At 63.8% G+C, this 13,990-nt stretch carries 13 protein-coding genes; 5 read left to right on the top strand and 8 right to left on the bottom strand.

The genetic code is table 11. The features are described 5' to 3' along the window. Positions 1–197 precede the first annotated feature (197 nt). Positions 198–1,685, top strand: coding sequence for a lipopolysaccharide biosynthesis protein (locus VMR39_RS03340; protein WP_325414338.1), 1,488 nt, complete (start codon positions 198–200; stop codon positions 1,683–1,685). A gap of 13 nt (positions 1,686–1,698) precedes the next feature. On the opposite strand, the gene VMR39_RS03335 is transcribed toward VMR39_RS03340, so the two are convergent. Then, positions 1,699–2,127, bottom strand: coding sequence for a CBS domain-containing protein (locus tag VMR39_RS03335; RefSeq protein WP_325414336.1), 429 nt, complete (start codon positions 2,125–2,127; stop codon positions 1,699–1,701). Between the two features lie 76 nt (positions 2,128–2,203). Here VMR39_RS03335 and VMR39_RS03330 point away from each other — a divergent pair, with 76 nt between their 5' ends. Both VMR39_RS03330 and VMR39_RS03325 read left to right on the top strand, forming a co-directional pair. Then, entirely contained in the window at positions 2,204–2,503 is a 300-nt protein-coding gene (locus VMR39_RS03330; RefSeq protein WP_325414334.1) for a hypothetical protein, read from the top strand. Continuing rightward, on the top strand, positions 2,493–2,873 hold the full coding sequence (locus tag VMR39_RS03325; protein ID WP_325414332.1) for an acyl-CoA thioesterase: 381 nt from the start codon (positions 2,493–2,495) through the stop codon (positions 2,871–2,873). The genes VMR39_RS03330 and VMR39_RS03325 overlap by 11 nt, the downstream gene beginning before the upstream one ends. A 4-nt stretch (positions 2,874–2,877) precedes the next feature. Here the strand turns inward: VMR39_RS03325 and VMR39_RS03320 are convergent, their stop codons facing one another. From VMR39_RS03320 to hisS, 6 genes are all read right to left on the bottom strand, one after another. Then, on the bottom strand, positions 2,878–4,431 hold the full coding sequence (locus VMR39_RS03320; protein WP_325414330.1) for a hypothetical protein: 1,554 nt from the start codon (positions 4,429–4,431) through the stop codon (positions 2,878–2,880). 14 nt (positions 4,432–4,445) lie between these two features. After that, the gene (locus VMR39_RS03315; RefSeq protein WP_325414328.1) at positions 4,446–5,861 is read right to left on the bottom strand and encodes a DUF4139 domain-containing protein; all 1,416 of its coding nucleotides are present in this window, start codon (positions 5,859–5,861) and stop codon (positions 4,446–4,448) included. 118 nt (positions 5,862–5,979) lie between these two features. After that, on the bottom strand, positions 5,980–6,858 hold the full coding sequence (locus VMR39_RS03310; protein WP_325414326.1) for a DUF4167 domain-containing protein: 879 nt from the start codon (positions 6,856–6,858) through the stop codon (positions 5,980–5,982). A gap of 311 nt (positions 6,859–7,169) precedes the next feature. Next, a complete protein-coding gene (gene prmC, locus VMR39_RS03305) occupies positions 7,170–7,991 on the bottom strand; it encodes a peptide chain release factor N(5)-glutamine methyltransferase (RefSeq protein WP_325414324.1) in 822 nt (273 codons plus the stop codon). After that, the gene (gene prfA / locus VMR39_RS03300; protein WP_325414322.1) at positions 7,988–9,073 is read right to left on the bottom strand and encodes a peptide chain release factor 1; all 1,086 of its coding nucleotides are present in this window, start codon (positions 9,071–9,073) and stop codon (positions 7,988–7,990) included. The genes prmC and prfA overlap by 4 nt, the downstream gene beginning before the upstream one ends. After that, on the bottom strand, positions 9,073–10,410 hold the full coding sequence (gene hisS, locus VMR39_RS03295) for a histidine--tRNA ligase (RefSeq protein WP_325414320.1): 1,338 nt from the start codon (positions 10,408–10,410) through the stop codon (positions 9,073–9,075). The genes prfA and hisS overlap by 1 nt, the downstream gene beginning before the upstream one ends. Positions 10,411–10,553: 143 nt before the next feature. On the opposite strand from hisS, the gene VMR39_RS03290 reads away from it, so the two are divergent. Continuing rightward, on the top strand, positions 10,554–12,485 hold the full coding sequence (locus VMR39_RS03290) for a peptidase M61 (RefSeq protein WP_325414318.1): 1,932 nt from the start codon (positions 10,554–10,556) through the stop codon (positions 12,483–12,485). A 37-nt stretch (positions 12,486–12,522) separates the two neighbouring features. Continuing rightward, entirely contained in the window at positions 12,523–13,065 is a 543-nt protein-coding gene (gene ppa / locus VMR39_RS03285; RefSeq protein WP_325414316.1) for an inorganic diphosphatase, read from the top strand. Positions 13,066–13,247: 182 nt separating this feature from the next. Here ppa and VMR39_RS03280 read toward each other — a convergent pair. Continuing rightward, on the bottom strand, positions 13,248–13,990 hold a 743-nt coding region (locus VMR39_RS03280), incomplete at its 5' end, for an aminotransferase class I/II-fold pyridoxal phosphate-dependent enzyme (protein ID WP_325414314.1).

Here is a 13,990-nt window from a genome sequence, read left to right as displayed (position 1 = left end):
TTTGGGGGACTGGTGTCCGTCTATGTTGGCGACCGTACAGTCCAGCGCCGCAGTGGCGTCGTCCCGTCCGGTGAAAAGCCCTCTAGGCCCGACCGCCCGAACCGTCAAACCCTTTTTGCAATTTTATTTCAGAAATTTTTGGAGGTTGGGTCTAGACCGGATTCGACTGCGGTCAGGATCAAGGGAAGACAGCTATAATGGGTTTGCAGGATGCCGACGCGAATGATGCGGGTTTCGGCGCGCGCATAAGGAGTGCGATCTTCTGGCGATCGGGTAGTCAGATCCTGTCGCAAGTCATCAGCTGGGGGGTCACGCTGGCGGTCATCCGCCTGCTCGATCCGGCCGATTACGGCCTGTTCGCCATGACCCAGGTGATCCTGAACTTCGCCACCTTCCTCAACGGCTATGGACTGGTGAGCGCCCTTGTGCAGTCGGACTCGGTCGAACCGCATCGGTTGCGGCAGGCGTTCGGCATCATGCTGTTGCTCAACGGCAGCCTGGCGCTGTTTCAACTCGGAATCGCGCCGCTGGCGGCGGACTATTATGACCAGCCGATGGTCGCCGACCTGCTCCGGGTGCAGGCGCTTCTCTATCTTTCCACGCCGTTCATCTCGATTCCCGAGGCGATCATGGGCAGGGCGCTGGATTTCAAGCGCCCTGCCCTCGTCAATCTGATTGCCGCCGCCGCATCGGCCGCGGTCGCCCTGACCGGTGCAGTGTCCGGTTGGGGGGTATGGACGCTGGTGTTCGCACCGATCACAGGATTTTGGGTCAAGGCGGCCGGCTATGTGATCGTCACCGGATTCCGGCCGATACCAAGCTTCGATCTCCGTGGTACTGGCGCGATGGTCGCCTATGGGGCCTCGCTTCTTGGAGGCCAGTTGTTCTGGATCGTCCAGAGCCAAGCCGACATCTTCATCGGCGGGCGCGTGCTGGAACCACATCAACTGGGCCTCTATGCCGAGGCGCTGTTCCTGACCCAGATTTTCGTCAGCAAATTCGTGCCGCCGCTCAACGATGTCGCCTTTCCGGCCTATGCGCGAATGCAGAAGGATGTGAGCCGGGTGTCCTGGTCCTTCTGCAAGGCGGTCAAGCTGCTCCTGCTGCTGACATGCCCCATCTATCTGGGCATGGCCGTCACGTCAGAGTCGTTGGTCGAAACATTGTTCGGGCAGAAGTGGCTGGATATGGCGCCTTTTGTCTCGATTCTCGCCTTGGCGATGCCATTCATGACGTTGCAGGTGATGTTCGCACCGGTGAGCAATGCGCTGGGCCGTCCCGGCACGACCGCCCGTGTCGCTGCAGCGGGAGCAGTGCTGATGCCTGCCGCCTTCCTGATCGGTATCCGGTTTGGCGCGATCGGTCTGGCCTGGGCCTGGCTCGCGGCCTTCCCGGTGCTGACGGTGATCACCGCACGGCTCGCTGGCGGACCAATGGGACTGCGATTCGCCGATCTGATTCGCGCGGCGGCACCGGGTCTTGGCTGTTCCGTGCTGATGGCCGGAGCAGTGATCGCCGCGAATATGCTGCTGCCGCCCCTCCCCGCCCCTATCCGGCTGGCGATATTGGTGCCGATCGGCGGCCTCGCCTATCTCGGCGCTTTGCTGCTTTGCGCGCGGGGAACGTTCAAGGAATTGGTCGAACTGCTTGTCCGGCGCAGGGCGCCGGCCCAGGCCATCGCCTGAGCCGACGCGCCAATCATGCCGTCTGGATATAGTCGCGGAGCGATGCCGCCTCCGATTCGATCGTGTCGATGCGGAATTTCACCAGATCACCGATCGAAATGAGACCGGCCAGCTTGCCATCGATCACGACAGGCAGATGGCGAACGCGCCGCTTCGTCATCAACGACAGACCGTGCAGCACCGGAGTCTGATCATCTATCGTGATGGCCGGCGCGGTCATGACTTCCCCGACCGTATGATTGAGGGCATCCGCCCCGTCCCTGGCAACACGATAGAGCAGATCGCGTTCGGAAAATATGCCGAGCACTTCATCATTCTCAACCACCGGCACGCACCCGATTCGCTTGTCCGCCAGCAACTGCACCGCCGACAATACGCTGTCGCCGGGTTTCACATGAATGACGTCGCGTCCCTTCCCCTGCAAAATCGTCGCGATGCTCATGGCCGCTCTCCTTTTCGCCTGAATTCATGATATTCAGGCGCTTGATGATCCCACTTTTGCAGCCCATTGAAAAGGGATGACACGCAAGGAAGCGCTCGACGATCCGCAGATCGCGGCCACCGCCTGGGGTCGGTTCCGACGCCTCATGGGCTGGATGGCGTTGGCCGGCGCGCTGTGCGTCGTGGTGGCATTGTTCCTTCTCTATTGGTGGACCGGAACGTTGCCGTTGCATATGGCGATCGCGACTATATTGGGGGTCTGGTTGACCTTCATGCTGGGAACCGGTCTGATGGCACTCGCTTTCCTGTCGCACGGGACCGGGCATGACGAGCATGTGATAGACCGGTTGAAAGACGAGGTACCCTTTGACGACTGAAACGCGAGGCGAGGTGGTGTTGCGGGTGGTACCGCACCTGACCGACATCAACAGCAACGGCCATATTTTCGGTGGCTGGGTGCTCAGCCAGATGGATATCGCCGGCGGCATCGTCGCGCATCGGATCGCGCAGGGCGCGGTCGCAACCGTTGCGATCGAAAGCATGAAGTTCATCACCCCTATCCTGCTGGGCGACATCGTGTCGGTCTATGCGCGCGAAGAGCGCCGCGGTCGCACCTCCGTCGCGATTCGGGTCGACGTGGTAGCGACGCGCGGAGCTAACCGGGAGGAAGTGGAACTGACCAGCGGCGTCTACACCTTCGTCGCGCTGGATGCGAATTACCGGCCGCGACCACTCCGCGAAAGCTGATCGGTCAGCGGGCCAGTCGCTCGGTGTAAACATAGTCCAGCGTCCCGTTGGCGGGCACGGTCGTGCGCCAGATCCAGGCATCGCCCCGCCTTTCCAGACCGGTGGGGCGAGGATCGATATCGTGCGGAATGACGACTTCGGTCGCTATGTCGAAGGGCCGGGCATTGCTGAGCGTGATCGCCCAGCGTCGGATCCTGCGCGATTCGGCGATGCTGCGGACAGCGAACCGGACGTCCGCGCTCGCTTCCAGATCATAATCCACCCGCTCGGCCTCAGCCTTGTCGGCGACATCGGTTTCGCCCGCCAGCAGGCGCATGCCGCCCACATCCTCAAACACCGCGACCTGGCCCGATGGCATTGCGAGGCCAAGATTATCTGCCTTCCGGTTCTGCATGCGCAGCCGCAATGTCATCGGCTGCGATTCATCGGTCGCGGTCCGGACAGTCGCAGCATATAGCCGCTCCACCTTCACATCCGCCTGCCGAAGAAGAGCTACCTGCTTCTGGCCATTGGCGGAAATGTCGACCGTCACCGGCACGCGATAGAGTTTGAGGTCGCCCACATCCTCCGGCGGCGGGGGAGGCGGCGGTGGCGGTGGCGGGGCTGGAGCGGCCAGCATGGGCATCGGCTCACGACGCATGCCGGTCACGACAATGGCCTGCGCGCCTGCCATCTCCATCATCGGTGGCGCGGGCATTTCGACTGGGAAAAGATCCCAGCGGGGATGGGTGCTGGTAACGTCCATCGGCCAGCAGATCAGGTGCAGCGGCCCGCCAGTCGGCCGAGGCTGCTGCGGCCGCGCCCGCTTGTTGGGCTGGCCGGCAATGACGCTCAGCCGGGCATCCGGAAATCCGGTAATGCCACCATTGGCCACGGTCAGCCAGGCCATGAGGTCCAACGTCCGGCCATCGGGCTTCATGTCCGCGACATAGTTGGCGGCCCAGTCGAATCCTTCGGCCAGATAGGTGAGTTGCAGCGTCGCACGAGCGGCGCGATCGCTGGTCGCAATTACCGACAGAGTCGGGCGCGGCGACAGGTCCGCGGGCGCACGGGAATAGAGCATGCGTTCGGGCAGGCCGCTGCACCCTAGCGCTTCATAGCCATGGACGGTCTGAACGATCACGCCGCCGGTCGGCCCGGCACTGATGATCGCATCCTGCTCGGTTACCTTGCCGGTCTTGCGGTCGGTGCGGCGCAGAGTGACGCTGCGCTTCAGATAGGCGTCGACCAGTCCGGCCGGCGACAGCAGGCGGACATCGCGATTCTTCTCCCGCACACCGCGTGGCATACCGGACAGCACCGCCGTTTCGGGCATCAGGCCTTCGGCGACTCCCTCGAACCGGACAGTCGATTCACCCTGTGGCAGATCGACGGTGCGGGTTTCGGTAATCAGCGCATAGCCGCGTGGCCAATTGCGATCGATCGCCCCTTTGGCGCGACCAGGCTGGCGATAAACGGTGACGGATACCGCATCGGCCTTTGCCGAAACAACCGTGTCCGCACGGACCGGCGCCATGCAGGCCCAAAGGATAAGCAGCAGGGAGAAAAAGCGCGGCATCGACGCCGTCCGCCTCAGTAGCGCGAATCAAAGGTGACGCTGAGGTCGATCGAGCCATTGGCCGGAACCGCGACGCTCCATTCCATCCGGTCGGTCGAAACGCGCTTGCCCTCGATCGCTTGGCCGCCCAGGCTTTGTGTGGTGACGCGGGTGTCGCCCCACAGCCCCTGCTGCGCCAGGTCGATCGTCACAGGCTCGGGCCGCGCGTTGGTCAGCGTGTAGCGCATCCGGGTTTCCCAGCGCGAACCGCCCTTCTTCGTGCGCTGCTCGACCGTCGGCCGCACCTTGACGTCGAAGGCTTCACCGGTGCGCAGCGCCATGGACGACCCCATCGATGTATGGTCGATGCTGTTTTCGCCGATGAACTGCGGATCGCCGCGCGCGTCGCGCATATAAACACGGATTGTGCCGGCAGGCAGTTGGTCGCCAAGGCCGCCCTGTTTCGAGGTCGAGAATTTAAGTACGCTCGACGCGCTCATCGGTTCGGCCGAACTGCCGAGCCAGCCATTGACATATTCATAGATGGCCTGCGCCGACGCGCCCTTCACGTCGAGGAAGCTGACCTGCTTTTGCTGGGCGTTCGCAATGGTCGTGCGCTGGGCCAGTGGATAAAGATAGTAATCGCCCAGCCGCTCGCGCGGACCGCTTTCGGTGCCGGCCTGATCGATCGCGCCGCTGGAGGATTGCCACCAGTTGCGCCGCCCGCCGCCATTGGCGGGGTTGCCCGCGACAAGGATGGTCTTCGCATTGGTGAAGCTGGTGCCCGTATTGTTGGTAAGCGTGACCCATCCCTGCATGTCCATCGCGCCCTTCGCGGCATCGAACAGTGCAACATAGTCCGCTGTCCAGCCCAGATTGGGCGTCAGATAGGATAGCCGCGCCGGCACCGTGCCGCCGCGCGCGGATTCTACCGTGACCGATAGGGTCGGACGGGCGCGGAGATTGGGCGGCACCCGGTCGAAGATGACCCGCACCGGCAGGCCGTCGTCGCGCAGCACCTCGATCCGGCTGCCGATCTGGAGCACGATGCCGCCATTGGCCGCGAGGATCTTCGCCCGCTCGCGCGTTTCGGCACCGGTGGCAGGATTGGTGCGCAGCAGGGTCACGTCCTGTCCTACCGCCTTGTCCATCAGCTTGTCGGGGGACAGGAGATCATAGTCGAAATTCTGTTCGACGATCGACAGGCCCGGACCGGACAGATTCACCGTTTCGGGACGGATGCGCGCGGATACGTCGGGAAATTCTATGCGGTTGCGGCCCTGATTGACCGGAAGTTGCCGGTCGTCCTGCACCAGCGACTGGCCATTATTGTAGATGGTGACGGCGATATCGCCCTGCGCGGTGGCGCCGGTCGGGTCGGCTGCGTCCTGCGCCTGCGCCGAAAAAGGAAGAGTGGTCAGCAGCAGGGGAAGCAGGCGCACGGCTTTCATCGGCATCTCTCCAGCAAGATGAGAGCCTTGTGCCGGATCGTGACGCGGTTGGAAAGCGAGCATGAAAAAAGGGACGATGCGGTTGGCATCGTCCCTTCAATCTAAAACGTCGAAGTGCTTATTCGGCGGCTTCGGTCGCACGGGGACGGCGAGTACGCTTCTTGGGCGCTTCCTCGGCCGCCGGTTCGGCGTCATTGTCGGCGCGCGCGATAGACGGCGGCAGGACGGCGGCGTCGAACGCTTCGCCAGCCTCGGCGGGAGCAGCGACCTTGCGCGGACGGCCACGACGCGGACGGGGCGCTTCGGCCTCCGGCGTGGACGCCGCTTCGGCTACCGGCTGTGGCGCGGGCGCCGCGGCAGGGCTGCCGGCCGGGCCTTCCATGCCCATTTCATGCTGGACGGGCGCCTGTTCATCGGCCGCGAAACGATCGCGACGATTGTTGTTGCGGTCGCGGCGGTTGTTGCGGCCGTCACGGCCCTCGCGTCCTTCCTGGTCGCGGGGCTGGTCCCGAGCTTCACGCCCCTCCCGATTGTCGCGCCCGCCACGGTTGTCACGCGACTCCTCGTTACGGTCCGAGCCGCGATCATAGCGACGCTCCTGATCGCGTGGCGCGCGGTCGTAGGAGGGCTGCTGCTCGCTGCGAAAATCATCACCGCCGTCAAAGCCGGCGTCAAATTCCTCGCCATCCTCGTCGAAATTCTCTTCGCGGGGACGGAAGCGCTGCTGCTGCTCTTCCTGGCGCGCACGATTGTCGGCGAGCACGCGGAAATAATGGTCGGCGAACTGCAGATAATATTCGGCGTTCACCCGGTCGCCGGCCATCTGCGCGTCGCGGGCCATATTCTTGTATTTCTCAAGAAGCTGGGCCGCGTTCCCGCGCGAGCGGTTGTCGATGCGGTTGCCATTATCGCCACCACCCCGATTATTGCTGTTGGGGCGTCCGTTGTTATTGTTCCGGCCGCGATTGCGGCGACCGGCCTGCCGATTGTTGATCAAGATATGATCCTTGCGTTCGCTATGCCAAACTTCACTGAAAACACTGTTCAGTCGCCATCCCCAAGCACGGCCTGAAATTCAGGCCGGATACGGCTCCGCAGGGCATGGCCCTGAGCCGGACCATTTCCCAGCTGCCAGCGGCGCCTGCGCAGCGAGCGCCGTCATGACTTTAAGGAGCGTGAAAACGGCCTTTTCTATCAATGATCTAAGCGACCATGTCACAAGATAGAGCCGTCCCTGACGCTGATGTAGTGACTTTCCGTCGAGAAACCAAGCAATTTTCGCTTGTCCGATGGTAAATCAAGAGTTGTTCACGATGGATGGATCGCAATCAGGCAGCGATCATGGCCTGCCAGATCGCGGCGGACGCGCACCTCCAGCCCCTGTTCGACCAGCAGCGCGGAGACGCTGTCCCGCTGGTCATAGCCGATTTCGATCGCCGCCATCCCGCCCGGCGCGATCAGGCGCGGCAGATCAGGCACGATGCGGCGATAATCGTCGAGGCCGTCCACGCCCGCGAACAGGGCGCTGGCCGGATCGTGCAGCACGTCGCCGGTGAGCGGTTCGTCACGGCCGATATAGGGCGGGTTTATGAGCAGCAGATCGAAGGGACCATCCACCCCATCCCCCCAGTCGCCAAGCTGGAACACCGCGCGCTCCGCAAGGCCAAGCCGCGCGGCATTGTCGCGCGAGACGGCGAGCGCGGCGGGAGAGGCGTCGACGCCCAGTCCTCGCGCCTGCGGCCATTCCGCCAACGCCGCCAGAAGCAGCGCGCCAGACCCGGTGCCAAGATCGAGGACCATGGCCGGCGCATGGTCACGAAAATGGTCAACCGCCGCCTCGATCAGGGTTTCGCTGTCAGGCCGCGGGATCAGCACATCGGGCGTTACTGTGAGGCTGATCGTCCAGAAATCGCGGATGCCGGTAATATGCGCGATCGGCTCGCCCGACAGGCGGCGCTCCAGCAACGCGACGAAATCGGCGGGGACGTCCAGATCGCGCTGGCGCAGCAGCATGTCGGGGCGCGTCAGGTCCAGCGCATGGGCCATCAGCAGTTCGGCGTCGAGGCGCGGCGTGTCGCTGCCCACAGCGAGTTGGACAGTCGCCGCGCGCAGCGTGTCGGGAACCGTCATCCCACCCCGTCCAGCTGTGCAAGACGCGCCGCCTCGTCTTCGGCCGCCAGTGCATCGATGACTTCGGACAAGCCGGGCCCTTCCAGGATTTCGGGCAGGCGGTGCAGCGTCAGGTTGATGCGATGATCGGTGACGCGGCCCTGCGGGAAATTATAGGTGCGGATGCGTTCGGACCGGTCGCCCGATCCCACCATCGCCTTGCGCGCGCCGGCCTGTTCGCTCTGGGTGCGTTCGCGCTCGGCTTCATAGAGACGCGCGCGCAGCACCTGCATCGCCTTCGCCTTGTTCTTGTGCTGCGACCGTTCATCCTGCTGGGTGACGACGATGCCGCTCGGCAAATGGGTGATGCGCACGGCAGAGTCGGTCGTGTTGACGTGCTGGCCACCCGCGCCCGACGCGCGATAGATGTCGATCTTCAAGTCGCCGTCGGCGATCTGGACATCCACTTCCTCGGGTTCGGGCAGCACGGCGACGGTCGCGGCGCTGGTATGGATGCGCCCGCCGCTTTCGGTGGCGGGGACGCGCTGGACGCGGTGGACGCCGCTCTCGAACTTCAGCTTGGCAAAGACGCCGGTGCCGTTAATGCTGGCGACCACTTCCTTGAAGCCGCCCTGCTCCGACGCATTGGCGGCGATCATCTCCATCTTCCAGCCCTGCGCATCGGCATAGCGCTGATACATGCGGAACAGGTCGCCGGCGAAGAGCGCGGCTTCGTCCCCGCCGGTGCCGGCGCGGATTTCGAGCATGGCGGGCCGGGCGTCGGCCGAATCCTTGGGCAAGAGCTGCAAGGCCAGCGTCCGCTCCGCGTCGGGCAACTGGCTCTTGATCAGCTGCATCTCCTCCTGCGCCATCTCGCGCATCAGGGGATCGGCTTCCTCGCCGCCGGTCATGGTTTCGAGCGCGGACAATTCCTGCCGCAGCCGCCGCAGTTCGCGCGCGGCCTTCGCCACCGGCTCGATCTCGGCATATTCCTTGGACAGCCGCACGAACGCATCGGCCGGCAGATCGGCGCGCGTCATCGACGCCTGCACCTCGTCCCGGCGCGCCTCGATCTGCGCGATGCGTTCGGCGGAGATGTGCATTAGTTGGCGGTCGCCTTCGTCGGATCGAAACCCTTCAGCAGACCTTCGACAAAGCTGGCCTTGCTAACCAGTGGATAGTCGCCCAACGCCTCAATCTTGCAGCGCTCCTGCGATCCGTCGACCAGGTTGCGGACGGTTACCTCGCCTTGCGCCAGTTCATCGTCGCCGATGATGATCGCCGTCTGCGCACCGGACGCATTAGCGCGCTGCATCCGCTTCTTCATATTGCCGCGATAACCCATGTCGGTCACGACACCCGCACGGCGCAGATTGGCGACGATGCCAATCGCTACCCCTTCGGCGGCATCGCCCATGGGAATGACGGCGACGTCGATGCGCGCCGCTTCCGGCATATCCACCAGCATCGCCAGCCGCTCGATCCCAGCCGCCCAGCCGACCGCCGGGGTCGAGGGACCGCCCAGATTTTCGATCAACCCGTCATAGCGCCCGCCGCCCAGCACCGTACCCTGCGCACCAAGCCGGTCGGTGATGAATTCGAACGCCGTGTGGCGATAATAATCGAGGCCGCGCACCAACCGGGCGTTGCGCTCCCACGCCACGCCTGCCGCGTCGAGACCGCTCGTCACCTTCTCGAAGAAGCTGCGCGCTTCGTCGGTAAGGTAAGCGTCGATGTCCGGCGCGCTGTCGGCGACCGGGCGATCGCGCGGATCCTTGCTGTCGAGGATGCGCAGCGGGTTGCGCTGGAGCCGGTCGAGACTCTCTTCCGACAGCTGGTCGCGATGCGCCTCGAAATGGGCGATCAGCGCCGCCCGCCAGGCGTCACGGCTCGGCCCGTCGCCCAGCGTGTTGAGGTTGAGCGTCACGCCATCTGCTACGCCCAACTCCTTCAGCAACTGGTCGGCCAGCACCAGCAGTTCCACGTCCGCGCCCGGTTCACCCGCGCCGAGGATTTCAGCGTCGAGCTGGTGGAACTGGCGGAAGCGTCCCTTTTGCGGGCGTTCATAGCGGAACAGCGGACCATGAGTCGCGACCTTCAGCGGCGCATATTGCTGCCAGCCTTCGGTGATATAGGCGCGGCTGATGCCCGCCGTAAATTCGGGGCGCAGGGTGATGCTGTCGCCGCCGCGATCCTCGAACGTGTACATCTCCTTGGAGACGACGTCGGTGCTTTCGCCCAGCGACCGCGCGAAGACGGCGGTGGATTCGAACACGGGCACTTCGACCCGCTGGAAACCATAGAGTTTGCGCACCCGGTCGAACGTCGCGACCACATGCGCGAAACGTTCCTGGAACGCTTCGGTGGTGCCACCCAGCATGTCCTGCGTGCCGCGCACGGGATTAGGGGTCTTTGGGCGCGGTGTTTCGATCTTGGCCATGGGGCAGCGCCTTTAACGGCAAATCATTCCCATGAAAACGCGCTTTTTAAGGTCAGGTTCAGGGGGGTGGACGCAGGCCGCCCATAGCGCCATGCTGAAAAGCATCCGGGTCGTCCGACCCGCAGAAATTTCTGGAGACCTTCATGATCCGCAGCCTTGCTGCCGCACTCTGCCTTTCGACGGGCCTTTCGACCGCAATCGCCAGTCCGCTGTTCGCGCAGGACGCGATCCGGTCCAAGCCGACCGCGCTGCCCGTCGACAATGCCGCACCTGCCCCAAAGGATGTACCTTATCCCGGCGGCACCATCCGGCTGGAGGTCGATGCCACCGATACGACCCAGCGCATCTTCCGCGTCAAGGAAACCATCCCGGTCGCCGCAGCCGGTCCGTTGACGTTGCTGATGCCGGCCTGGCTGCCGGGCAACCACGCTCCACGCGGCCAGATCGAGAAGCTGACCGGCATCACCTTCACCGTGGGCGGCCAGCCGGTGGCGTGGAAGCGCGATCCGCTGAACGTCTATGCCTTCAACCTCGACGTGCCGCAGGGCGCGACCGAGATCGTCGCGCAGTTCCAGTTCCTGTCCGCCACCCAGCCCAATCAGGGCCGCGTCGTCGTGACGCCCAAGATGCTGAACATCCAGTGGGAAAGCGTCTCGCTCTATCCGGCCGGCTATTATACCCGCCAGATCCCGATCCAGCCGACCGTCACCTATCCCGCCGGCTGGCAGGCCGCGACCGCGCTGCGCGGCACGAAGACGGGCGACAGCGTCGCCTATGAGACGATCGATTACGAAGCGTTGCAGGATTCCCCTGTCTTCGCCGGCCGATATTTCAAGCCGGTGGACCTTGGCAGCAACGTCACGCTGAACCTGGTTGCCGACGACGCCGACGAGCTGGACTTCAAGCCCGAGCAGATCGCCAAGCATAAAAAGCTCGTGGCCGAGGCCGGTTCGCTGTTCGGCACCTATCATTTCAACCATTATGACTTCCTGCTCGCCATCACCGACGAGATGGGCGGCATCGGTCTGGAGCATCATCGCTCGTCCGAGAATCAGGTCGAGCCGGGCTATTTCAAGAAATGGGATTCGGGCGAGGCACTGCTGGACCGCAACCTGCTGCCGCATGAATTCACCCATAGCTGGGACGGCAAGTTCCGCCGCCCGGACCTGCTGTGGACGCCCGATTTCAACGTACCGATGCAGGACAATCTGCTGTGGGTCTATGAAGGGCAGACGCAATTCTGGGGCTATGTGCTGGGCGCACGCTCAGGCATGTTCAGCAAGCAGGAAACGCTAGATGCCTATGCCCAGATCGCGGCGAAGCTGGACACGGCGGTCGGTCGCCAGTGGCGCCCGATGGAGGACACCACCCTCGATCCCGTCATCTCCGCCCGCCGCCCCAAGGGCTGGGTCAGCTGGCAGCGGTCGGAGGACTATTATAATGAAGGCCTGATGATCTGGCTGGAGGCCGATGCGATCATTTCCAAGGCAACGCGCGGCAAGAAGGGGCTGGACGATTTCGCCAAGGCCTTCTTCGGTATCAATCCGGGCGATTGGGGCCAGGTCGTCTATAATCGCGGCGACGTCATCAAGACGCTGAACGACATCGCACCTTATGACTGGGCCGGCTTCTTTCAGAAATATGTCGATTCGCCGACGAAGGAAACACCGAAGGGCGGCTTCATCCTGGGCGGCTACAAGCTGGTCTATGGCGAGGAACCAGGCGCCATCACCAAGGCGGCCGAGGGCGCCAACAAGATGGTCGACCAGAGCTTCGGCATCGGCGCCATGGTCAAGAATGACGGCGAGATCAGCGGCGTCATCTGGGACAGCGCGGCGTTCAGGGCGGGCCTCGTCACCGGCGCGAAGATTCTGGCGGTCAATGGCGACGAATATTCGGGCGACGTGTGGAAAGCCGCGATCAAGGCCAAGACGCCGATCCAGATCATCCTGAAGCAGGATAAATACTACCGCACTTTGACTCTCGATTATTCGGGCGGCCTGCGCTATCCGCGCCTCGAAAAGACAGGAGAGGGTGAAGGCAGCCTCGACAAGCTGCTCAAGCCGAGAACATGACTCACCCGCAACGCAACATGAAGCAAAAGGCGTTTCCATGAACATCGAACTGATCCCGGTCGGCGACGATCCGCCCAACAGCCTCAACGTCATCATCGAGGTTCCAACCGGCGGCGAGCCGGTGAAATATGAGTTCGACAAGGCGTCCGGCGCCTTGTTCGTGGATCGCATCCTGCACACGCCGATGCGCTATCCCGCGAACTATGGCTTCGTACCGCACACGCTGTCGCCTGATGGCGATCCGCTGGACGCGCTGGTCATCGCCCGCTCGCCCTTCGTCCCCGGTTCGGTCGTGCGCGCGCGTCCGATCGCCGTGCTCAATCTGGAAGATGAAGCCGGCGGCGACGAAAAGCTGGTCTGCGTGCCGGATAACAAGACCTTCCCTTATTATTCGAACGTCGATGAAAAGGACGACCTGCCCGGCATCGTGATGGAGCAGATCGAACATTTCTTCACCCACTATAAGGATCTGGAAAAGACCAAGTGGGTGCGCATCGGCACCTGGGGCGGCGCGGAAGACGCCCGCCGCATCGTGCTGGAGGCGATCGAACGCTACAAGGAATCGAAGAAGGCGGCGTAAGGCCGGTCTTCGGATCGACATGAAAAAGGCCGTGCGGAGCGATCCGCGCGGCCTTTTTGTTGCGTTCGGCACCGGCCCCGCTCCGCCACCCCGGCCCATATTATGCTGCCGTTGGGTTACCGGGTTGGGCAGCGGGCCGGTGCTGTCGCAAGATGCGCTCTTCCGCGCATCTTGCCGAAAGCTTAGATCAACCGGTCCGCCTCCAGCGCCATGGCGAGCGAATCGCGCGTCTTGGGCATACGGGCGTGAAGCCGGAGATCGGCCTCTACCAGTCTTTCGATACCCGCCTTCAGCTGTGCTTCGTCCAGCGTGAAGGGCAAACGCAGGAAACGCTCGAACGCCCCCCCCACACCGAAGCGCGGACCGGCGGCAATGCGGACGCCGAGACTCTCGGCGAGCGCCGTCAGTGCGGTCGCTTCGGCGCGGGGCAATTCGGCCCAGAGCGACAGGCCTCCGGCGGGCGCTTCGACCCGCCAATGCGGCAGATGCCGGGCGATAAGTCCCAGCAGATGATCGCGCCGACCCCGCAGCACCTCCGCCCGCGCACCCAGGCCGACATCCGCATCGACCAGTTGGGCGACGGCCAGTTGCTCGACCACGGGACTTGCCATGTCCATCGTGGTGCGCAGCCGGCCGAGCGCAGCGACCGTCTGCGCATCGGCACGAATCCAGCCGACGCGCAGGCCGCCCCAGAAGATCTTGCTCGCCGACCCCAGGGTGATGACCTGTCGCCCCGACGGGTCGTGCATCGCCACCGGCGGCGGCGGCGCAAAGTCCAGGCCCATTGCCACCATCGTTTCATCGACGATCAGCGGCGTGTGGCTGCGCGTCGCTGCCGCCACCAGCGCACGACGGGTACCCAGGTCCATGCTGCGCCCGGTGGGGTTGTGGAAATCGGCGATCACATAGGCAAAGCGCGGTGAGG

Source organism: Sphingobium sp., from assembly GCF_035511395.1.
Lineage (GTDB): Bacteria > Pseudomonadota > Alphaproteobacteria > Sphingomonadales > Sphingomonadaceae > Sphingobium.
This window is presented reverse-complemented; position numbering and strand designations above follow the sequence as displayed.

Coding starts and splice junctions, on each gene's coding strand:
- hisS (WP_325414320.1), bottom strand. CDS start 10,410: ATGGCCAAGATCGAAACACCGCGCCCAAAGACCCCTAATCCCGTGCGC.
- VMR39_RS03320 (WP_325414330.1), bottom strand. CDS start 4,431: ATGCCGCGCTTTTTCTCCCTGCTGCTTATCCTTTGGGCCTGCATGGCG.
- VMR39_RS03290 (WP_325414318.1), top strand. CDS start 10,554: ATGATCCGCAGCCTTGCTGCCGCACTCTGCCTTTCGACGGGCCTTTCG.
- VMR39_RS03340 (WP_325414338.1), top strand. CDS start 198: ATGGGTTTGCAGGATGCCGACGCGAATGATGCGGGTTTCGGCGCGCGC.
- VMR39_RS03315 (WP_325414328.1), bottom strand. CDS start 5,861: ATGAAAGCCGTGCGCCTGCTTCCCCTGCTGCTGACCACTCTTCCTTTT.
- ppa (WP_325414316.1), top strand. CDS start 12,523: ATGAACATCGAACTGATCCCGGTCGGCGACGATCCGCCCAACAGCCTC.
- prfA (WP_325414322.1), bottom strand. CDS start 9,073: ATGCACATCTCCGCCGAACGCATCGCGCAGATCGAGGCGCGCCGGGAC.
- prmC (WP_325414324.1), bottom strand. CDS start 7,991: ATGACGGTTCCCGACACGCTGCGCGCGGCGACTGTCCAACTCGCTGTG.
- VMR39_RS03330 (WP_325414334.1), top strand. CDS start 2,204: ATGACACGCAAGGAAGCGCTCGACGATCCGCAGATCGCGGCCACCGCC.
- VMR39_RS03335 (WP_325414336.1), bottom strand. CDS start 2,127: ATGAGCATCGCGACGATTTTGCAGGGGAAGGGACGCGACGTCATTCAT.